Annotated in this window: 19 protein-coding genes and 1 pseudogene; 16 read left to right on the plus strand and 4 right to left on the minus strand. The window is 40.4% G+C overall.

Annotated elements, in window-relative coordinates:
- Nucleotides 1-645: 645 nt before the first annotated feature.
- Nucleotides 646-1,920, plus strand: coding sequence for a type IV pilus twitching motility protein PilT (locus PUQ00_RS08175; RefSeq protein ID WP_300414981.1), 1,275 nt, complete (start codon nt 646-648; stop codon nt 1,918-1,920).
- Nucleotides 1,921-2,095: 175 nt separating this feature from the next.
- On the opposite strand, the gene PUQ00_RS08180 is transcribed toward PUQ00_RS08175, so the two are convergent.
- A complete protein-coding gene (locus PUQ00_RS08180) occupies nt 2,096-2,257 on the minus strand; it encodes a hypothetical protein (RefSeq protein ID WP_300414983.1) in 162 nt (53 codons plus the stop codon).
- 514 nt (nt 2,258-2,771) lie between these two features.
- On the opposite strand from PUQ00_RS08180, the gene PUQ00_RS08185 reads away from it, so the two are divergent.
- Both PUQ00_RS08185 and PUQ00_RS08190 read left to right on the plus strand, forming a co-directional pair.
- Nucleotides 2,772-4,049, plus strand: coding sequence for a DUF4912 domain-containing protein (locus tag PUQ00_RS08185; RefSeq protein ID WP_300414985.1), 1,278 nt, complete (start codon nt 2,772-2,774; stop codon nt 4,047-4,049).
- Nucleotides 4,050-4,299: 250 nt separating this feature from the next.
- Nucleotides 4,300-5,226, plus strand: a complete 927-nt coding sequence (locus tag PUQ00_RS08190) for a phosphodiester glycosidase family protein (protein ID WP_300414987.1) — start codon at nt 4,300-4,302, stop codon at nt 5,224-5,226.
- A gap of 180 nt (nt 5,227-5,406) precedes the next feature.
- Here the strand turns inward: PUQ00_RS08190 and PUQ00_RS08195 are convergent, their stop codons facing one another.
- The gene (locus PUQ00_RS08195) at nt 5,407-5,766 is read right to left on the minus strand and encodes a hypothetical protein (RefSeq protein ID WP_300414989.1); all 360 of its coding nucleotides are present in this window, start codon (nt 5,764-5,766) and stop codon (nt 5,407-5,409) included.
- 778 nt (nt 5,767-6,544) lie between these two features.
- On the opposite strand from PUQ00_RS08195, the gene PUQ00_RS08200 reads away from it, so the two are divergent.
- Nucleotides 6,545-8,773 carry an EAL domain-containing protein gene (locus tag PUQ00_RS08200; RefSeq protein WP_300414991.1) on the plus strand — a complete coding sequence of 743 codons (2,229 nt, stop codon included), beginning with the start codon at nt 6,545-6,547 and terminating at the stop codon, nt 8,771-8,773.
- 431 nt (nt 8,774-9,204) lie between these two features.
- Complete coding sequence (locus PUQ00_RS08205) at nt 9,205-10,170, plus strand: acetamidase/formamidase family protein (RefSeq protein WP_300414992.1); 966 nt, start codon at nt 9,205-9,207, stop codon at nt 10,168-10,170.
- Between the two features lie 87 nt (nt 10,171-10,257).
- On the opposite strand, the gene PUQ00_RS08210 is transcribed toward PUQ00_RS08205, so the two are convergent.
- Nucleotides 10,258-10,836, minus strand: coding sequence for an NAD(P)H-dependent oxidoreductase (locus tag PUQ00_RS08210; RefSeq protein WP_300414994.1), 579 nt, complete (start codon nt 10,834-10,836; stop codon nt 10,258-10,260).
- Between PUQ00_RS08210 and PUQ00_RS08215 the strand changes: the two genes are divergently transcribed.
- The 11 genes and pseudogenes from PUQ00_RS08215 (at nt 10,796) to PUQ00_RS08265 (ending at nt 20,069) form a co-directional block, all read left to right on the plus strand.
- Nucleotides 10,796-11,434, plus strand: coding sequence for an NUDIX domain-containing protein (locus PUQ00_RS08215; RefSeq protein ID WP_300414995.1), 639 nt, complete (start codon nt 10,796-10,798; stop codon nt 11,432-11,434). The two genes, PUQ00_RS08210 and PUQ00_RS08215, sit on opposite strands and share 41 nt — an antisense overlap.
- A gap of 214 nt (nt 11,435-11,648) precedes the next feature.
- Entirely contained in the window at nt 11,649-13,358 is a 1,710-nt protein-coding gene (locus PUQ00_RS08220) for a fumarate reductase/succinate dehydrogenase flavoprotein subunit (RefSeq protein ID WP_300414997.1), read from the plus strand.
- Nucleotides 13,359-13,500: 142 nt separating this feature from the next.
- Complete coding sequence (locus PUQ00_RS08225; protein WP_300414999.1) at nt 13,501-14,196, plus strand: HAD-IA family hydrolase; 696 nt, start codon at nt 13,501-13,503, stop codon at nt 14,194-14,196.
- Nucleotides 14,197-14,255: 59 nt separating this feature from the next.
- Nucleotides 14,256-15,056, plus strand: a complete 801-nt coding sequence (locus tag PUQ00_RS08230) for a class I SAM-dependent methyltransferase (protein ID WP_300415001.1) — start codon at nt 14,256-14,258, stop codon at nt 15,054-15,056.
- Nucleotides 15,057-15,075: 19 nt separating this feature from the next.
- On the plus strand, nt 15,076-15,537 hold the full coding sequence (locus PUQ00_RS08235) for a GNAT family N-acetyltransferase (RefSeq protein WP_300415003.1): 462 nt from the start codon (nt 15,076-15,078) through the stop codon (nt 15,535-15,537).
- Between the two features lie 41 nt (nt 15,538-15,578).
- Complete coding sequence (locus PUQ00_RS08240; protein WP_300415038.1) at nt 15,579-16,055, plus strand: GNAT family N-acetyltransferase; 477 nt, start codon at nt 15,579-15,581, stop codon at nt 16,053-16,055.
- Between the two features lie 23 nt (nt 16,056-16,078).
- Complete coding sequence (locus PUQ00_RS08245) at nt 16,079-16,306, plus strand: ferredoxin family protein (protein WP_053455107.1); 228 nt, start codon at nt 16,079-16,081, stop codon at nt 16,304-16,306.
- A gap of 173 nt (nt 16,307-16,479) precedes the next feature.
- The gene (locus PUQ00_RS08250; RefSeq protein WP_300415009.1) at nt 16,480-17,457 is read left to right on the plus strand and encodes a HEAT repeat domain-containing protein; all 978 of its coding nucleotides are present in this window, start codon (nt 16,480-16,482) and stop codon (nt 17,455-17,457) included.
- Nucleotides 17,458-17,472: 15 nt separating this feature from the next.
- On the plus strand, nt 17,473-18,234 hold the full coding sequence (locus PUQ00_RS08255; protein ID WP_300415011.1) for a DUF4058 family protein: 762 nt from the start codon (nt 17,473-17,475) through the stop codon (nt 18,232-18,234).
- Nucleotides 18,235-18,365: 131 nt separating this feature from the next.
- Nucleotides 18,366-19,439: an Mrp/NBP35 family ATP-binding protein gene (locus PUQ00_RS08260; protein WP_300415014.1), complete on the plus strand. Its 1,074-nt coding sequence runs from the start codon at nt 18,366-18,368 to the stop codon at nt 19,437-19,439.
- A 27-nt stretch (nt 19,440-19,466) separates the two neighbouring features.
- A pseudogene (locus PUQ00_RS08265) lies at nt 19,467-20,069 on the plus strand (hypothetical protein).
- A 169-nt stretch (nt 20,070-20,238) separates the two neighbouring features.
- On the opposite strand, the gene PUQ00_RS08270 reads toward PUQ00_RS08265, so the two are convergent.
- Nucleotides 20,239-21,219, minus strand: a complete 981-nt coding sequence (locus PUQ00_RS08270) for a 2-dehydropantoate 2-reductase (protein WP_300415017.1) — start codon at nt 21,217-21,219, stop codon at nt 20,239-20,241.
- Between the last annotated feature and the right edge of the window lie 233 nt (nt 21,220-21,452).

Below are 21,452 nucleotides of genomic sequence, written 5' to 3' on the forward strand. Positions count from 1 at the left end.
TGAAATTCAGTATATAAAAACTAATCAGGAAAATGAGCATTTATTTACTAAAGTTTACAGTTAATTTTTTCTAATTATGAATTTAAAGTCAAGTTTACATCTATTAAAAAAACTTGTTTCTTGCATCCGTCTTCAGGTATATAACCTAAAAGGATGAGTTTTTTACCTTGATCCCCAGGATATTCCTCTTATTGAACTTAACATTTCTTATAAAAACCAGTAGTGGTTCTCATAATTCATGGATGGGCTGAATAAATGATCTGCTAGTGTTTGTGCTGTTAATTGCTGGCAATTCGTATCCATGCCTGGGATAAATTTCTCATCTAAGTCCTGAGAATATTCATGTTCCAATAAAAGTATTATCAACTACTGATAGTCTATGTATATTCACTACTGCATTTTTAGTGCTTGTGTGTGTTAAACCAGGTTAGATAGGTTAAATATTTCTCTAAATCTTCTAAGTCTTAAACTTAGAGTAAAAAAAGATACAAATGGAGGTGGATAAAATGGATTGACTGTGGTTCTAGAGTTTCAATCGCCTCTCATCACCGCCGGGGCTTGCACGCAAGCATCTTCCAAAAGTCATCGAAGTAAGTGACTTGACTTCTTGTAATTCAACTTTTTAACTGCCAAATTTTAAGATATATGACAGAATCACAGTCTCCGTTAAATTCTAACCCTGCTGCCGGACGTAACCTGCCACCAATGCCGCCACCACCGCCACCCTCTAGTACGCAACGGCAGATGACACAAACATTGGATATGTCAATGGATAGGAGCGCCAACGCACCTGTTGCAGGTCATCGTCCGGTTAGTCCACCGCCAATACCTACTTCAGTTCGCGCTCAAAACAGCATTCCACAAGTGACTTTAGCGCAGTTAATCAGGTTAGCTTACGATCAGGGATATTCTGACTTGCACCTGGGTGTAGGTGAAGTACCCCGCTTCCGCAGCCGAGGAGAAATTCAATCAACGGATTATCCAGAAACAGATAAAGAAATTTTCATGAATTGGTTGCGCGAGGTGATGAGTGAGGGGGAAATTCAGCGCTTTGAAGAAAGTTTAGAATTTGACGGAGCAACTCAGTATGACTTTGCTCGCGTGCGGATTAATGTTTTTGGCTCCCTCAAAGGGCCTGCAATGGTGTTGCGGCTGATTCCCCTGAAAATCTTAACTATGGAACAGTTGAATTTACCCCCAATTTTTCGGGATATTTGTCATTACCACAAAGGTTTAATTTTGGTGACTGGGCCTACTGGTTCTGGTAAGTCCACCACAATGGCAGCGATGGTTGACTACATCAATAAGGAGATGTCCAAGCATATCATCACCATTGAAGACCCGATAGAATTTGTCCATCAAAGCCGCAAATCTTTAGTTAAACAGAGGGAAGTGGGAATGCACACCCGGAAATTTGACAACGCTTTGAAAGCAGCTTTGCGGGAAGACCCAGATTTGATTCTGGTGGGGGAAATGCGGGATAAGGAAACGGTTAACACCGCTCTAAAAGCCGCTCAGACTGGTCACTTAGTCATGGGAACTCTGCACACCAATAGCGCTGTTAAAACCATTGAGCGGATTCTCAATCTCTTCTCTGGTGACGAACAAGATGCAATGCGAGTGGCAATTTCTGAGTCTTTAGTGTCAGTAATTGCCCAAGGTTTGTGTCGCACAACTGACGGTAAGCGGGCTGCTTTCCACGATGTGCTGATCAATACTGAGGCTATTAAAGAATGGATCAAAGACGGTAAGTATGATGAAATTGGCGAGTTAATGAAACAAGCTGGCTTTGATGGCATGATTACGATGAATCAGTCGTTGCTCAATCTCTATCAAGATGGTCGCATCACTGAAGAAACTGCTTTAGAAATGTCACCAACTCCTAATGAAATGGCGCAGTTTCTCCGAGGTCGAGTTTAAGTCTGGCTATCTGCTGTACAGTGACTTTTTATTTGATGCTGTGCCAAATTAGTGTGGTTGAGGGTATAAAGCCTAGAATCAGCACGGGGAACTTACAGGCTACATCAACACAAATTGTTTCAAGCCTAAAGTGTGTAAGACTCAGCTTGATGACACGAATTTGTCGCGGTGTCATTTAATTTATCACTGTACAAATGTTGAATCTTTCGTTAAGCGATCGCAACCCTAATTGAAAAATCGCAATCATAATATTACTGGAAATCAAAAATAGAATCATCAGGTTTGCCCACAGGCGCAGTGGACTAGCTCCATCGCCATCGATCATTTGGTCGGGCATTGGGTAATGTACGCAAAGAACAGGGCAAAATAATAAAACTTTTTTTCTTGTCAGATGTCTATTAATGGGCTGCCCAATGCCCAATCCCTTTGAGTGGATTGCGATTTTTGGCTAACCCACAGCCTAATGTCAGAAAAGCTTGATATTAAGGCGATCGCTGAATAGATAACTCGCCCATAATGTTATCAAAGTATGACATATTGATCCCAGAAAGGCTGATAAATTCGTGAAACAGCCAAAAAACCTAGTTATTACCCCTTGATCCCTACATATGCTTAGTGGTTAATATTGACTTAAGAAATAAAACTCCTCCGATCCCTAAAGAAATGCTGATTTTGGCATAACTAGGAATTGAAAGGATGTTAGCTCAATTTAAAAACAGACTAAAAAACTTAAAAACTGGGCAAAACCAGAGTCAGGAATAAGAAATTCATCTGGAGTGGATGAGATTTTACATAGCATTCTTTAACCAGGGGAAATCATTTACCACTTAAAACTACTGGAGACCCAATTAATGGCAAAAGAACGCCCACCACTAGAGGAGATGACGTTACGGCAACTACGCAAAGTTGCTAGCGAATATAGCATCTCTCGATATAGCCGAATGCGTAAATCACAACTGTTGGCATCAATACAAGAAGTCCAACGTAGCAAAACTTTACTCAGTCCATCTCGTTCATTGGAGGCACAGGAAACCGTGGAAGCTGCAAAGTTTGAATTAGGTCAGGAAGATCGTAGTGGTGGATCTTTGGCTGATGTTGATGAAGGACTCGCAGATTTGCCGTCTGGCTATGGTGACAGTCGGATTGTACTCTTACCACGCGATCCTCAGTGGGCTTACACTTACTGGGATGTTCCAAATGAACACAAACAGGAACTGCGTCGACAAGGGGGACAACAACTAGCACTACGGATTTATGATGTCACCGACATCAATATCGAATACCAAAGCCCCCACAGCATTCAAGAATATCCTGCTGATGAACTAGCCAGAGAATGGTATCTACCAGTTCCAGTAAGCGATCGCGATTATGTAATCGATATCGGCTATCGTGCTGCTGATGGTCGCTGGTTGGTACTAGCTCGTTCTGCTAGAGTACACGTTCCTCCCGTTTATCCTTCTGACTGGATAGAGGATGTGTTCATCACTGTCAACTTTGAAGAAGATTTGCGTACCAACACTCAGTACGAACTGGTTCCCCCCGCCAAGAAGATTCCAGTTACCGCCAATGGTAATGCTGGTAATGCTGGTAATGCTGTGAATGGCAACGGCAACCCGATCTACGACCAAATATTTGATTTAGCGGAATCTGCCGAAGCACAACGGGTTGCTGGTTCTATCTTCGGTTCCCAGCAGCAAGTACCAGGTTCAGCGCGTCCTGAACAAGCCATTAGCTCCTACATTTTCCCATCTGGTGTGGGTCTGTGGGCAGTTCCCACCGTGTCTGGTTTAACCGCTTCCGGTGTCGGAATGTCAGGTGTTGGTTTCTCGGCTTCCGCCGTACCAGTGCGTCCGCGCCAGTTCTGGTTAATTGCCGATGCTGAATTGATAGTCTACGGTGCAACCGAACCCGATGCTACCGTAACCATTGGTGGCCGTTCAATTAAGCTAAATCCAGATGGGACATTCCGTTTTCAAATGTCCTTCCAAGATGGTTTAATAGACTATCCGATTTTGGCCGTAGCTGCTGATGGTGAGCAAACCCGGTCAATTCAGATGAAATTTAATCGTGAGACACCATCTCGGAATACTAACACCAAAGAAGAAGCTGTTTTAGAATGGTTCCCTTAACTTTTTGCTCTGAGATTAACTCCAGACTGAAATTTTAAAGGAAGAATTCAGAATCCAGCAGTCAGAATTAAGAAGACTTTGAGACTCAAGCTTAATAATTTGAATAAAATTAACAAGCTATAACAGTCTTGATTTTCTAATCATTCTGGATTCTGACCGAGGGCGGAGCGTCTCCAGCTCCGCTTCTGAATCCTGACATTTTAAATTATTCCCCGCTATAGTAATTCTGTAGCGGTTTTTTTTGCATTATATGTATACAAAAAAATTATTTTTGTTATTTAGCTTGATCATTGGTGCAAGCTTTTTATCAGGTTGTCAAGAGATTGAAGCAAATTCAGTCTCAAAAGCATCTAAAACTTGCCCTGGCAAAGATGCTAAGTTCAGTATTGATTTTTTTAAAACCAATAATCAAGGTAAAAAAAATCAAAGAGGTATTAACAATGTGATTATTTTTAATCCCAAATCAGCAGAATTAGATTTCAAAGTTAATGTTGGTCTATCTCATCAACTCTACGCCAAAGATGCTAGGGGGAAACTACGTAAAGAATATGTACCAAAAAAGTTTCGTGAACTCATTGGCGATGAGAATGCCAAATTAAATGGAGAGCTACCCATTGCCGCAATTAATGCCGACTATATAGGTACTGATGATCAACCACAAGGCTTAAATGTTTCTCGTGGCGTAGAGTATTCAGGAGCATTTAAAAATAAACGTTCTTCCTTTGGGATATCAGGAGGTACACCCAAGCAGCGACAGGCTACTATCCAAGCTGGCAGAAGAAAAAGCGATATTCTCAATTACAATTTAGTGGGCGGTAATGGCAGATTCTATCGTCAGGGTAAGTTTAAAGATATATGTCAAGATTTGGGAGAATTTGCCTGTAAAAATGCAACTAATCGCTCTCTGGCAGCTATCACTAATCAAGGCTATGTAATACTATTAGTTAATGACTTGAAAGCTAATTCAGATATTGAATTATCTCAAGTTAATCAAGAGTTACTGCCAGATATGTTTGATAATGTCTTGGAAGGCATTGCTAACAATAACTGTTTAGGTAAGATTCAAGAAGGAATTTTATTTGATGGAGGTATGTCTCCAGGATTGTATTACAACCAGAAAACTTATGTACAAAACCTTGGGCCGATTGGCTCAGTTTTTTTGATTTACAAAAAATAAAATAGTTGAGGAGTTGAGTGCTGTAGCTACGCCCGTTGTAGACATCGGCTTTTGTGCAATCAATACGCTACTTTAGACTGGGCAGCTTGGGAGCATCCCCTTTTGGAAGAAATATCTTTTTTTTAGTTTTGTAGCTGGCTATGACTAAATTTACTTCCATCTGGCTAAATTTGAGAGTACTTACTCTTTAATTTTTTGTGAATTCTCAAGCTTGTTTGAATTCACCCAACGATTAACAAATTCCTTGTTATGTTTGTACACCTTGATTTGCACTTGCTTGGAACTTAACTTAATTACTTCGGCGGGAATTCTTTGGACATCGCTAGAATCCGTGCGAGGCTTGTAAAGCCAAATGACTTTTTGCCCTACTTCAAAGTAGTTAGGATTGCTAGTTAAAGAAACCGCTCTTTCTGCCCAAGAGGGGAAAGCAATTGCTAAGTTGATCAAAAGTACTAAGACCACTAGAATGATTTGGAAAAGCTTCATGATCATTGCACTTGTCTTAAGTCTGGTGGGGTAATCAATTTGCTGCTCTAGCATTTAGCTGTCCTCCTTTGCTTTCTCAAAGTTGAGGTTGCTGGTTGATGATTTTGCCGGATTCATGTTGCACCTCTTTTTCACATAAGTTTGATAGTAATAGAGATTTGGGGAGTTAATTACTTAGCCTTTAGCTGGATTAATCGCAGGCTATGTTTGTATTTGTTCAAAGTTTAAATCTCTACTGATTTCAGGATAAAGCGACTTTGAGAATAAAATCAAATAGTCTTTTTTCTTAAAATGATAAATTAAATTTATCATAAAAGTTGTGATACCCTGACTTGATCTCACAATCTCTATCTCAGGAGTAATAGACGCAAAAGAACACTCTATCGTGAAAATTGATGATACAGCAGAATTTAGGAGTCAAAATTCAGAATGGGCTACGCACCACTGCGCTAACAGAAGTAAAACACGGTTATACCGGGGTTTGAGACTTCAATTGTGTACTTCACCTTCCTTGAAATCTGCTGTATATAGTGGTTTATGAACTTTGATCTATAGCTAAAAGTTATTCCTACTCTGGCTAATTTTTGCCTTGATTCTGTAACTTAAATTGTTGAGCTAACTACCCTTAAATTTGCATTAACGTACAAAATATTTTGTCAATTAATTGAGCATTTAATATCAGGTTTGAAATATGTTTATCAGCCACCTGTTCAGCTAAATTATTTAGTTTGCCGAACTCATCAAATCTTCATCTATTTGAAGTTTAGTTTATCTTTTATAGGGAAAATAGTGGGAATAATAAAGTAAATTGGATTGAGTAAATTAGTTAGCTATGAGCCAAATATGTCCGATCTCCAAAACCTGTGCTTGTCGCAATGTTGCACGCTGTCGGACTAAGGAGGCAGGCAAGCTCTTTCTCTGGTTCCCCGTTCCACATACGCTGAAAAAAGTCACCTCCTACCTACAGGAGTTTGCCGTTGAGTATGAACTGATGCACGAACGACCAGGTTTGACTTTGGAATGTAGACCCGGACAGTCACTAGAAATTGCCCGTAACCTGGCCCAACTACTTGCACCGAGAGAATTAAAAGAGACGCAAGTCCTTTTCATTCGAGGCGCTAGCCAACCTGAAATCCACGATTTTAGTGACATAGCCTCGTTACAACGCTTCATTAAGTTAAACCAATCCGACTGGCTGGTTGAAATGCTGGCAACGGAACGATTCACCAGTTACTTCCAACCAATTGTCTCAATTAAAGATACATCGCAGATTTTTGGATATGAATCGCTCTTGCGGGGACTAGATAAACAAGGCAATTTACTACTACCGAAACCAATTCTGGAGTCAGCAACCGAAGCTGGACTCCTACCACAACTCGACCAAGTTGCTCGCCTCAGCGCAATTACTCAATTCAGTCGCTATCAAGTAAGTGGGCACATCTTCATCAATTTTGCACTAACGTCACTTTATGACCCAGCTTTTTGCCTACGTAGCACGGTAGAGGCAATTGATGCTGCCGGGATTTCCCATAATCGGGTTGTTTTTGAAGTCGTGGAGTCAGACAATCCTCAAGATTTAGACCATCTGAAGACGGTGCTGAAATACTACCGGGATTCTGGGTTTTTAGTTGCCCTTGATGACCTCGGTTCTGGCTATTCCAGCCTCAACTTGCTGCATCAGTTACGTCCAGACTTTATCAAGCTGGACATGGAGTTAATTCGAGATGTGCATCAAGACCTTTACAAAGCCTCGATTACCGAGAAGCTTTTAGAGATTACTCAAAAGTTAAACATCCAGACTGTTGCTGAAGGAATTGAGTGCATTGAGGAACTGAATTGGCTGCGAGAACGAGGTGCAAATTTTGCTCAAGGCTATTTGATTGCTAAACCCAGTGCAGTGCCTGTGACTACAACCCCTCAGTTTAATCCGGTCGCATTAACTGTAGCATCCGCAAATTATCAGCTGGTTGAGCAGCAGGTTCAACACCAAAGCGAGTCCGAGCGAATTGTCACGGCTGTAACGCAGCGCATTCGACAATCGTTGGAGTTAGACGAGATTTTACAAACCACCGTAGATGAAGTGCGACAACTGTTTGAGGTAGACCGAGTAGTGATCTATCAGTTTAAGCCAGACTGGAGTGGGTTAGTTGCTGTAGAATCCTTAGCAGAAGGCTGCATATCCATTCTGGGATTTCACGTTATGGATACGTGCTTTAAATCCACGCGTGCAGCTTACTACCAACAAGGCAATACTAAAACGATTGAAGACACTAAAACGGCAGGATTATCGCCGTGTCATCTTAACCTGCTTCGGAGTTTGCAAATTCGGGCAAATCTTGTCGTGCCCATTTTGCAGCAAGAGCGTTTGTGGGGACTATTGATCGCTCACCAATGCCATAACCCTAGACAATGGCAGCAATCGGAGATTAACTTGTTTAACCAGTTAGCAGGTCAAGCTGCGATCGCTATACAACAATCAGAACTTTACCACCAATTACAACAAGCAAACCAGGAATTACAGCGCCTTGCCTCTTCGGATGGTCTAACCCAAGTGGCAAATCGACGCTGCTTTGATGACACCCTCAACGCAGAGTGGCAACGGTTGGCACGAGAGCAAGGATCGCTATCTTTGATTTTATGTGATGTAGATTACTTTAAGCTTTACAACGATACGTATGGACATCTGGCAGGAGATGATGCACTCAGACAGGTTGCCAAGGCAATCTCTCAGACAGTTAAACACCCTGCTGATTTAGTTGCTCGTTATGGTGGAGAAGAGTTTGCAGTAATTTTGCCGAATACTGGTATCGAACAGGCCATTGCAGTTGCAACAGATATTCAGACCAATCTTAATGCATTACAAATACCTCATCCCCATTCTCATGTCAGTGAATTCATCACCCTAAGTCTTGGTGTGGCAACCATCACTCCTGATAGCCAATTATTTCCTGCAATCTTAATTGCTGCTGCTGACCAGGGACTCTACCAGGCAAAAGCACAAGGAAGAAATTGTGTGGTGCACATGGACTATGAGGATGATGACGTTAGATATCTCCTTTAGCACCAGTCTCCATTTTCTCGGACAATTATCGTGAATATTATATTGTAGATAAAATGATTATTTAATCTGAATCACAACTTTACCAAAGTGATACCATTTCACACAAACCCTGATACATATAAATTTATCGTAGGGGCACAGCAATGCTTATTGATGTCAACTTCAGGTAAAAGCCAGTTTAGAACAAGCTCTTAGAGATTGTCTCGTTCCCAGTCAGAGACTAGAAATGAGTAATGGGAGGGCTGCCACTTCTTAACTTGAAAAGAGCCGCAATGAGGTTTTAAAGGGGTTTGGGATATGGATCTAATAGAACGCTTTCAACAAGCAATTGCTAGTTTTAATAAAGCCATTAGTACGCCAGTTTGCTCAAGTCTCTTAACCCGCCGATGCGATTTGCCCCTGTATTGCACGCAAGTAAAAACACAACAGCAATGACTCACTATATTTTAAAAGCCTCAAAAGAAACTGTGCATTTAGGTGGTTTCTCCCATCTACTAGAACCAGCACTGATTATTGACTCTGGCGATACCGTTGACGTAGAAACTTATACTGGTTACTACGTTTATGACAAAGCACCACCTGAGTTTCTCACACCAGAATTTCTCGACATCTGCCAAAATCTTCTACCAGAACGCAAAATTGCTACGGGGCCGCATTTACTCACAGGGCCAATTTATGTGCGCGATGCCGAACCAGGGGATGTTTTAGAAGTACAATTAGATGCGATCGCACCTCGTTTAGCTGTAGGCTTCAATGCCATTCGTACAGGTTGGGGAGCTTTACCACATCAGTTTCCTCAACCTGCTTTGAGATTCATTCCTCTAGATTTAGCAAACAATATCGCGGAATTTCCGGCGGGTGCTGGCATAAAAATTCCCCTCAAACCGTTTTTTGGGATTCTTGGTGTCGCTACTCCAGAAAACTCTCGAACTTCTGTCCCACCAGGTTCTTACGGCGGTAATATCGACAATCGGGAATTACAAGCTGGTTCTCGGTTATTTTTGCCAATTTTCGTACCAGGTGCATTATTTTCTCTTGGTGATGGGCATTCTGCACAGGGAGATGGTGAAGTAAATGTCACCGCCATTGAAACTTCCATGAACGGTAGAATTACCCTCAAACTTCGCAAGGATTTACAGCTGACAACACCAATTGCCGAAACTCCAACTCATATCATCACAATGGGCTTTGCTCAAACTTTAGATGAAGCTTTAGAACTAGCTTTAAAAAACATGATTGATTTTCTGGAACGTTTCATAAATTTGTCGCCAGAAGATGCTTATGTATTGTGTAGTTTAGCTGTGAATTTTCACATAACTCAAGTTGTTAACAGTCCCCAAAAAGGTGTGCATGGAATGCTACCTAAATCAATTTTGTCCAATAATATTAATTTATAAGTTTATTAGCAGCGAGTTAATGAAAAAGCTGTATAGCATTTTTGTGTTAATCATGGGTATTCGTTATTTACTATCAAATTGAAGAGTTTAATTAAGCTTCAGCAATATCTTTGTTAAGCCATCGCCTAACTTTTGAATAGATTCTTGCTGTTTAGGATCTTTTAATGTGCCATCGCCATTAAAGGCTTCGTAAGCTTTGGGTACGGCTACCTGGTCAGGAAGTACCAAAACTTTGATGTTTCCCAAGATAGACCGCAGGTGAACCAACCCCCGCAAACCACCAAGAGCGCCTGGGGAAGCGCTCATAATAGTAGCAACCTTACCTGCAAAAGCAGCCAATGGTGCTTCATTTGGAGATGGACGGGATGCCCAGTCAATGGCGTTCTTCAAAACTGCTGTCAGTGAACTGTTATATTCAGGCGAAGCAATCAGCAATCCTTGATGAGAAATCATCAAGTCCTTGAAAGTCCGGGCGTTGGCAGGTAGACCTTCTTGAGCTTCCAAATCTTCATCAAACAGAGGTAGGGGCAAATCGCGTAGGTCTATATAAGTCACTTCTACACCTGCTGCTTTAGCACCAGCCGCCGCGATTTTTACCAATTTTTTGTTGTAAGAATCAATACGAGTGCTACCAGCAAAGGCGAGGATTTTGGGTGTAGATGCCATAGTTCTAGGTTTAATGGGAAGGATTGGCCAGTTCAGCTGCATTATCCTGTTTTCAGGCGATCGCTATTTGCTACCTTTAGATTTTCTTTACAAACTTTCTTTAAAGATTATGGCAAATTGGTCAGACTCTTATCTGGGCAAGTTACGACAAGTTGTAGGTGAGCGTTTACTTCTGTTATTTGGCGCACGCGTGATTATCGAGGATAACTTGGGGCGCATTCTGTTGCAAAAGCGAAGTGATTTCAAACTTTGGGGGCTACCTGGTGGCTGTCCAGAGGTCGGCGAATCTGCCGAAGAATGTTCAGCACGAGAGGTTTTTGAAGAAACTGGTTTAACGGTTAAGCGCTTTGAAGCTGTGGGGTTTTCTTCTAACCCAGCCTTTGAAACTGTAACCTATCCCAATGGCGATCGCGTGCAAAACTTCATTTTGATTTTGCGAGCTGTTGAATGGGAAGGCAGCCTCGCTTGCTTAGATGGAGAATCGCTGGCGCTGGAATTTTTTGATTTGGCGGACTTACCTGCGCTAATGCCAAATGACCACCCTGTTTTGAAAAAGTTTCAGGAATACAAGAAAAGCGGCGAATTTCTGTTGTTCTAAAAATCTGGCGTTCAGATTTCAAGCAACACACTGTAGAGGCGTACAGATGTGCGCCTCTACGCCTTTTTTTTCATCCCATAAAGGACTTCCAAATAAAAAAATACCCTACAAGATTGGATAATTCATTTGTTGGAAATCGCTAAAAATGATAAAATACTGTAACTTGCTAAGTTTACCGTATTTAGTGTACAAACCTATAAAAAATACTTTATATATGAATATCAATACCCAGTGGTTCAAAACAGATGTACTTGTCATTGGCGGTGGTACCGCAGGAACAATGGCAGGTATCAAGGCAAAACAAGCGAATCCTGATGCAGATGTACTGATTTTAGAAAAGGCTAACATACGTCGCAGTGGTGCGATCGCAATGGGTATGGATGGAGTGAATACCGCAGTCATTCCCGGCCATTCCACACCAGAACAATACGTGCGCGAAATCACTCTTGCTAACGATGGCATTGTTAACCAAAAAGCCGTTTATCAAACAGGCAAATTAGGTTACGAAGTCATCCAAGAATTAGAAAGCTGGGGTGTAAAATTTCAAAAAGATGCCCAAGGTAACTATGACTTAAAACAAGTGCATCGTGTGGGTAAATATGTCTTACCCATGCCAGAAGGTAAAGACCTCAAACCTATCCTCACCCGACAAGTTAAACGCCACAAAGTCAAAGTCACAAATCGCGTCATGGCAACCCGTGTATTAGTCAAAGAAGGACGTGCTATTGGGGCGGTGGGATTTGATGTCAGAAATGGAGATTATATTGTCATTCAAGCGAAAGCAGTCATCTTGTGTACAGGTGCTTGTGGCAGATTAGGATTACCTGCTTCTGGCTATCTCTACGGCACTTATGAAAATCCTACCAATGCTGGAGATGGCTATTCAATGGCTTATCATGCAGGAGCAGAACTCAGCAATATTGAATGTTTTCAAGTTAATCCTTTAATCAAAGATTACAACGGCCCCGCCTGTGCCTATGTTGCTGGGCCTTTTGGCGCACATACAGCTAACGCCGAAGGAAATCGCTTCATTAGTTGTGACTATTGGAGTGGTCAAATGATGTTGGAAATCTGGAAAGAATTAAATTCTGGAAAAGGGCCAGTCCAACTCAAAATGACCCATCTTGATGAAGATACAATTGCTGAGATTGAATCTATTTTGTGGGCGAATGAACGACCAAGTAGAGAACGTTTTCATCAAGGCAGAAATGAAGATTATCGGACTCACGGCGTAGAGATGCACATTTCAGAAATTGGCTTATGTAGTGGTCATAGTGCCTCTGGTGTGTGGGTAAATGAAAACGCTCAAACAACCGTCACAGGTTTATATGCAGCCGGAGACATGGCCAGCGTTCCCCATAATTACATGATTGGGGCATTTGTTTTCGGTCGCATAGCCGGAACTCATGCCATTGAATATATCCAGAATTTAGATTTTATCGAACCAGATACGGATTTTTTAGAAGCTGAAAAAGCCAGAATTTATGCACCTTTAACTCGCCAAAATGGTGTACCTCACACTCAGGTAGAATACAAATTAAGACGCTTAGTTAATGATTATCTGCAACCACCAAAATCAGGTAATAAAATCGAGATTGGTTTAAAACATTTTGTCCAATATCAAGAAACATTAGATTTAATGGGCGCTCGTGACCCCCATGAATTGATGCGTAGTTTAGAAGTTCACTTTATTCGAGACTGTGCAGAAATGGCAGCTAGAGCATCATTATATCGTCAAGAAACTCGTTGGGGTCTTTATCATTACCGCTTAGATTATCCAGAAAAGAATGATGATGAATGGTTTTGTCATGTCAATCTAAAGAAAAATGAATTAGATGACATGGTATTGTTTAAGCGCCCTGTAGATCCTTACATTGTGGAAGTAGATGTAGTCAAAGAAGTCTACACTGTCACAGTGAAGTAAAACAACGTTTTAAAAGTTTTATATTAAATTAGTGAATAACGAACCTATGAAAAACCCAAGAATGAGAGCGAAAGAATGGATACTTTTGTGCATTCTGTATTGGATTGATGTGTAAAATCATAACTTGAGGCTAACGTAAAAAATGAGTTATGCCGCCATAATTTTTGATCTCGATAACACATTATTGAATTTTGAGCTATGTGAACGCCAAGCTATTCTTGGAGCGCTGGAAGCTTGTGGAATTTATTTAGACTTACATGGAATAAGTGAAACTAGTTTTCTTCAAGTATATGAAACTTATAATTCCAAGTATTGGAGACAGCGAGAAACTTTTTCTCCTGATGAGTTGATACAGATGTCTTACCGAAGTACACTTGCTCAATTAGATATACAAACAGATAAAATCAGCAATCTTAGTCAAAGTTTTTGGCATATTTTTAATCATTCTGCTGTCATGGAACCTGATGTAAATGAAGTACTAACTGCTCTCGCACGCAGTTATCGTTTGGCTGTCATCACGAACGGTTTGGTATCAGCACAACTACCGAGAATGCAAGCTGTCAGAATTGAGCATTTTTTTGAGGAAGTTGTAGTTTCTGAAGCAATTGGTTTTGCTAAACCATCTCCTGAAATATTTCATCATGCCTTACTTAGGTTAAATTTAACACCAGCACAAGTCCTTTATGTTGGAGATTCTCTAAAGCACGACTATGCGGGAGCAACACAAGTCAAAATGGATTTTTGCTATTACAACAGAAAAAGCCAAAATTTACCACAAGAAGTGCAACCCAAATTTATAATAAGTGAACTCTTGAAGTTGCTAGAGTTGGTTAACTAACAGATTTTTGATTGATTCATTTCAAGTTAAAGCTTAATGGTTTGTTTTAAATTATTTTGATGGATTTAATCATAAATATGCCTATTTATAATTCAATTGGTCAACAATATTCAAAAACTCGCATTCCTGATATTCGCATTGTCAATACATTAATTGATTTACTCAATTTACCCAAAGGTAGCATTATCGCTGATATTGGGGCTGGTACTGGTGGTTACACTATAGAGCTAGCTAAACAAGGATTTCTTATTAATGCTATTGAACCTTCTCTAGTGATGCAAAAGCAAGCAGTAGAGCATCCACAAGTTAAGTGGTTTTCTGGCTATGCAGAAAATTTACCTCTACCAGATAAGTCTGTTGATGCCGTTGTAAGTATCTTGACAATTCATCACTTTTCTGATCTCGAAAAAGCGTTTCAAGAAATGCACAGAATAATCAGAGATGGAACAATAATTTTGCTAACTTTTGATATTAGATTAGCTAAAAGGATATGGCTTTATGATTATTTTCCGTTTTTGTGGGAAGATTCTTTACGACTTTTATCACTTAACGAACTGATTAATTTAATTCAGAAGAATACTAAAAGACGAGTTGAAGCCATACCTTTTTTATTACCCCATGACTTATCTGATTTATTCGCCGCAGCAGCTTGGAAACGACCAGAAATGTATCTTAATCCTGAAGTACGTGCGGGTATATCATCTTTTGCTTTAGCTAATCCAGATTTAATTGAGCAAGGATTACAGTTACTTACAGCAGATTTAAGTAGTGGAGAATGGGAAAAAAAATATGGCGATATTCACAATTTGACAGAGATTGATATAGGCTATCGTTTTATCCGTGCAACGCTGGATAACTAAATAATTGGAATTTAAAATTATGACGAATAAAGTCGCTATTAGTGAGCAATTTAAAATTAAACAGGCAGAGATTAAAGATGCAGCGAGAATAGCTATTCTTTGCGAAGAACTTGGATATACTGTAACAAATCAACAAATAGAGCAACGTCTTACTAAAATTCAAAATAGTAATTCTCACATTGTGTATGTTGCAACTCTCGAAAATGAATATGTAATTGGTTGGGTGCACGCTCATATTTCTGACTTAATACTTATACCAACTTCAGCAATTATTTTAGCTTTAGTTGTAGATAAAGATTATCGTCATAGTGGAATTGGACGTTGTTTAATGCAGCAAATTGAGCAATGGGCTTCTCTGGCTGGATGTGATAGTATTCTGTTACATTTTAATATTAAACGTAAAGAGGCTCACTTGTTTTATGAAAAAATTGGCTATACCAATATCAAACAATCATTAACTTTTTATAAAAAATTGATTTAGTGAAAAATATGCAGTGAATTGATACATTTACAACTCATCGCCTGTTTGCCGAACGCCTGCAATTTAAACATTTGAATGAACTTTATCGGATGCATCAAAATAAACAAGTTATGGCAACTTTAGGTGGGATTCGTTCTGATGAAGAAACACGGCTTTTTATCCTAAATAACTTAAATTATTGGCAGCGTTATGGATTTGGTTTATGGGTGTTTCGAGATAAAGTTAATCATCACTTTGTTGGTCGTGCTGGACTTCGCAATACTGATGTAGAAGGCAATGAAGAAGTAGAATTAGCTTATGCTCTAATAGCTAAATTCTGGGCTAAAGGTTTAGCGACAGAAATGGGTGAGGAAATATTGAAAATTGGTTTTGAAATGCTGAAGTTACCAGAGATAGTTTGCTTTACTCTGACGACTAACAAAGCATCACAGAGAGTTATGGAAAAGTTGGGGTTTCAATACGAGCGTGAGATTATCCACGCAGGTTTACCCCATTTATTTTACCGTTTAACATTTTAATTATAAAAGAAAGGAGCAATTTTATGGCTTTAATCAATCAAAGAGTAGATGTTCCTGTTATCGTTGATGAATCGAAATGTTTAGAAAAATGCACAGCCTGTATTGAAGTTTGCCCTTTGGATGTGTTGGCAAAAAATCCAGAAACAGGCAAAGCCTACATGAAATATGATGAGTGTTGGTTTTGTCTGCCTTGTGAAAAAGAATGTCCAACGAATGCCATTACTGTCCAGATTCCCTTTTTATTGCGGTAGTTGTATAAGCTTATTGACTTGCTATAAAAAAAACGATTTTAGCTTGCAAGCTTTGCCATTAATTAAGTTTATCTGAATCTTTGTCATCATGCCGCAAAAATTTTCGTTAGATTGCAATCACTACTACTGGAAATCAGTATTAAAATAATTAACCATTTGTATTAGGATTCAAAATGTCTACAAATAATAATCTAGAATTAAATCAATGGCTAGAAATGTTGCGATCGCCTGATATAAACGACCGGATAGTAGCTGTCAAAACCTTGCAGCATCTAGGCGATGAAGAAACAATAGATGCTTTAATCATCGCTTTGAAAGATGAAAATACTACTGTTAAAAAAATAGCGATCGCTGCCCTTTGGGAAATTGCCAATCCTGTTGCAATTCCGGCTTTAATTGAATGTCTGAGTTCAGCAGATGCAGATATTCGCACTGAAGCTGTATCAGCATTAAACGAGTTAATTACACAAGATGAATTGTTACTTTTACTAGATAAACTAGAAAAGAATGATCTAAATCTTAAATTAAATATTTTGGTGCTTTTGCGGAAGATACATGACATTCAATCATTACCCGATATTTTACCCTTTTTAGAATCAGAAAATCCTGAGTTAAGAGAAACAGCCGTTACGACACTGCGATATATCAATCAACTAGAAAAATGTCCACAAGCTTTAAATTTAATCTTTGATCAAGAAGCAAGTGTACGTCGTGCTGCTGCTTTAACTTTAGAACATTTACAAGATACAGAAGTGATTACAATACTTTGTCAAGCACTCACAAATGATAGTGACTGGCAAGTTCGCCGTAATGCAGCCAAATCTCTGGCTATTCATGAAAATTATCAAGCAATTTCAGCATTAGAAATCGCTTTAAATGATGAACACTGGCAAGTGCGGAAATCAGCAGCACAAGCGTTGCAAAAAACTCCAGATATTCAAGTTATGCCGAGATTAATTCAAGCATTAACAGATGAATATGCAGATGTACGAAAAGAAGCTGCGATCGCACTTGGTAATTTAGCTCATCCCGACGTTATTAACCCTTTGCAACAAGCCTTAGATGACCCTGACAAAGAAGTGTCCATCCAAGCACAACGGGCAATTCAGAAGATTAAAACAGATACAATAGTCTCAATCGAGGAGAAATAGCTAAGGGAAAGCGCAATGGGAAATCCATTTTCTGGAATGAACCCGTATTTGGAACAGCCGGAACTTTGGCATCAAGTTCACAATCGTTTAATTGTAGCAATCGCTGATGACCTGACTCCTCAAATCGCGCCTAAATACCGGGTTTCCATAGAAGAGCGAGTTTACACTAGTGTAGATGATATTTTACTTGTGGGAATTGCTGATGTAGCAGTTGCCAAGCGTAAAACTACAGATAACAGCACAACTTTAACTGCTGCAAAACTTACCGAACCCACTAAAGTGAAAGTTCCCATACCTGAACAAATAACTGAGCGATTTTTAGAGGTGCGAACAACTCAAAGTAAAGAAGTAGTTGCTGTGATAGAAATACTTTCCCCTAAAAATAAACGCTCAAAAGAAGGTAGAGCCGCTTACGAGAACAAACGACAGAAAATTTTGGCTTCTGCAACGAATTTGGTAGAAATTGACCTGTTGAGACAAGGAGAGTCAATGCCTATTCTAGGAGCGATCGCCACAGATTATAGTATCTTGGTCAGTCGCAGCTACAACAGACCTGATGCAGATTTATATACCTTCGACTTAAAAAACCCAATTCCTGTTTTTCCAGTGCCTTTGCGTGAGGGGGAACCTGAGCCAATAGTTGACTTGCAAAGGTTACTAAATGAAGTTTCCGAACGTGCTAGATTTGACTTAGCAATTGATTATTCACAACCTTTAAAAATAGTGCGTTCGCCACAGGAAGAAGCTTGGGTGAGAGAAATTTTGGAGCGGATTTAAATTAATTTGTAATTGATAATACTCACCAAAGGCGAGAAGCAAGCTACGTAATTCGTAATTACTTAAATGAGAGCGATCGCTTTTATCCTGCTGCAATTGACAAATTTCTGATAACTAAGCTTCTCCTAACTATGTCTGACCACCAATCTCCCTTTCAGCATCCAGAAGATCAAGAAAAACCAGATACTAATCCTCATCAGCAAGAGGTAGTCCAACTCCTCAAAGAGGTTATCGAACCTACCTTAAAAAATGACATCGTTAGTTTGGGAATGGTGCGAAATCTACGCATAGTTGATGACTATGTTTACTTGCGTTTATATATCGGTTCCCATCAGCACCAATTACAGACGGAGATCCAATCTAAATTATCATTTCTAACTTGGTGTAAAAAAACTTATATTCAAATTTGTACAATTCCTGGTGTTAAAACAACCCTAGCAGTTTCTAGTGGAAAAGGTGGCGTGGGGAAATCAACAACAGCCGTAAATATAGCCGCAGCTTTAAGATTACAAGGTGCAAAGGTTGGGCTACTAGATGCTGATGTTTATGGCCCTAATCTGCCGCAAATGCTGGGTTTAGGACAAGCTGATATTCAAGTAATTCCTACTCCTACAGGTGATAAGTTTTTACCTTTAGAAGTTCAGGGAATAAAACTGATGTCAGTTGGTTTACTTGTAGAAGAAAATCGTCCTTTGGCATGGCGTGGCCCTGTGTTGCATAAAATTATCACTCAATTTTTGCAAGATGTGGAATGGGGCGAATTGGATTATTTATTAATAGATTTACCTCCGGGTACAGGTGATGCTCAAATAACAATTATCCAAGAAAGCCCTGTTTGTGGAGTTATTCTAGTAACAACTCCTCAGCAAGTAGCGATCGCAGATGTACGACGCAATATATATATGTTTCGCCAAGTGGGTATTCCCGTCCTTGGTATCATTGAAAATATGAGCTATTTAATCTGTGGTGATTGTGGCGCACGCACGCCCATTTTTGGCAGTGGTGGTGGCGAACAACTGGCAGCAGAATTACAAGTGCCACTGTTGGGACAAATTCCTATTGATCCCGATATATGTAACGGTGGTGATAGTGGAAATCCGATTGCAATCACCGCAGGTGTAGCTAAACCTGGACATCGCACTTCGCCTGCAAGTGAGGTTTTTGTCCAAATTGCCACTGCGCTTAATGCAACTTTTTCAACCTAGAATTTTTTGAATTTAAATTATAAATCTATGCCTTATAGTAAATTTACTCTTCAAAAAGCTGTAGAGGATTTCCAACTTACAATAGTTGAAGGAAGCCGCTTCCTGCCAGAAATTCCCTCGATTACTCCTACTCCTTTGCTTCAGGATATTCTTAAAGAAACGATTCCCTGGGCCATCGCGGTGAGTAGCGAGAAAGCCCGTTCTGAGGGGATCATTAATCCTGTGTTACTGGAAGTCAAACGCCAACTCAAAGGACAGATTAGCGTTTTCTCTGGCGAGGAATTCAATGTAGAACCGGAGGCTGAACTGACTGGCTTTGTTGACTTTCTCATTAGTCGTTCCCCAGAGCAGCTATTTATCAAAGCCCCTGTGGTTATCCTGGTGGAAGCCAAAAAGGAAGACCTGAAACCAGCGCTAGGGCAATGCCTCGCCGAAATGGTTGCAGCTCAACGCTTTAATTAACAAAAGCAACAGCCTATCTCGACGATTTACGGAACGGTGAGTAGTGGGACGGTTTGGCGGTTTCTGAAGTTGGAAGAGCAATGTGTAACCATTGACCTTACAGATTACCCGCTCCCTCCGGTTGAGCAAATCTTGGGTTTTCTCGTTTGGATGGCGCAGGAGAGCTGATCGTTAAGACAGGAGAATAGGAAAACATCAAATTTGTAAGTAAATGAATAAAAATATTTACAGTCATTGCGTAGGCGTTAGCCCGTCGTAGACATCGCTCCATTCGCAATGACATAAAGAGCAGAAAGTAATTTATAAAGTTTGGGGTGAATTGATAGGGTGAATCAAATCAAATGTTTATTTTATTTGCCTCCAACAGCTTGACGCTGGCATAAATAGCATCAATATAAGGTGTGGGAATTTGAGTGAGTTTTCCCAATTCTGCTACCGCGCCAACGATCGCGTCTATCTCCGTAGCGCGTCCGGCTTCAATATCTTGTAGCATTGAGGTTTTATGGGCACCAACGTTTTCTGCCCCATTAATTCGCTGTTCCAAAGTGATGCCAAACTTTATACCCAAGTTTTCAGCGATCGCCTGAGTTTCAGTCATCATTTGCCGCGCTAATTCACGAGTCAGGGGATAGCGACAAATATCCTCTAGAGTAGCACCAGTCAGGGCGCTAATGGGATTAAATGCTACATTACCCCACAACTTGATCCAAATTTCCGTGCGAATTTGATTGCGGATTGGTGCTTTGAATCCTGCCTGTTTTAAAGTCTGTGCTAATAATTGGAGGCGTTCTGTTTTACTACCGTCGATTTCACCGAGAGTAAAGCGATCGCCTTCAATATGTTTAATTACACCTGGTTCAACTATTTCAGTTGCTGGGTAAACAACACAACCGATGGCACGTTCAGCACCGATACTAGCTTCAATAATCCCATCTGGGTCAACAGATTGAATGCGTGTACCTTCATACTCACCGCCATGCTGACGAAAGTACCACCAAGGAACGCCATTTTGGGCTGTCACCACCATCGTGTGAGCATTATAGAGTGCAGGGAGAAAAGGTGCGATCGCCGGCACACTGTGAGCCTTGACAGTTAAAATTACTATATCTTGTCGCCCCGCCGACTGGATATCGCTAGTTGCCAAACATGGAGTAGCAATTTGGCTAGAACCGTCTGCCATGAGCAACTTCAGCCCATTTGTTTGAATTGCTTCTAAATGAGAACCACGCGCAATCAGCGTCACTGCTTCACCTGCCAGTGCCAGTTTTGCCCCTAAATATCCACCAATCGCACCCGCGCCAACAATACAGATTTTCATTTTCTCAAAAGAATATGAGTCGTGGAAGACGGTATCCAGTTCAGTTCCGAGTAGTGAGTGCCTCGGCTGAGAGTGGGAAGATTGATCAATACTACTTCTTATTAACGGTTCAGCACTTCTGAACTCAAACAGCTACGCTTTGCATCGCTTCTAGCAGGTGTTGATAAACAGATTTTGAGGCAGCTACTATCAATCCAGGTAGGCTATACTTTTTACAAGTATGCAGTAGCGGT

The sequence above is a fragment of the Nostoc sp. S13 genome (assembly GCF_029379315.1).
GTDB lineage: Bacteria > Cyanobacteriota > Cyanobacteriia > Cyanobacteriales > Nostocaceae > Nostoc.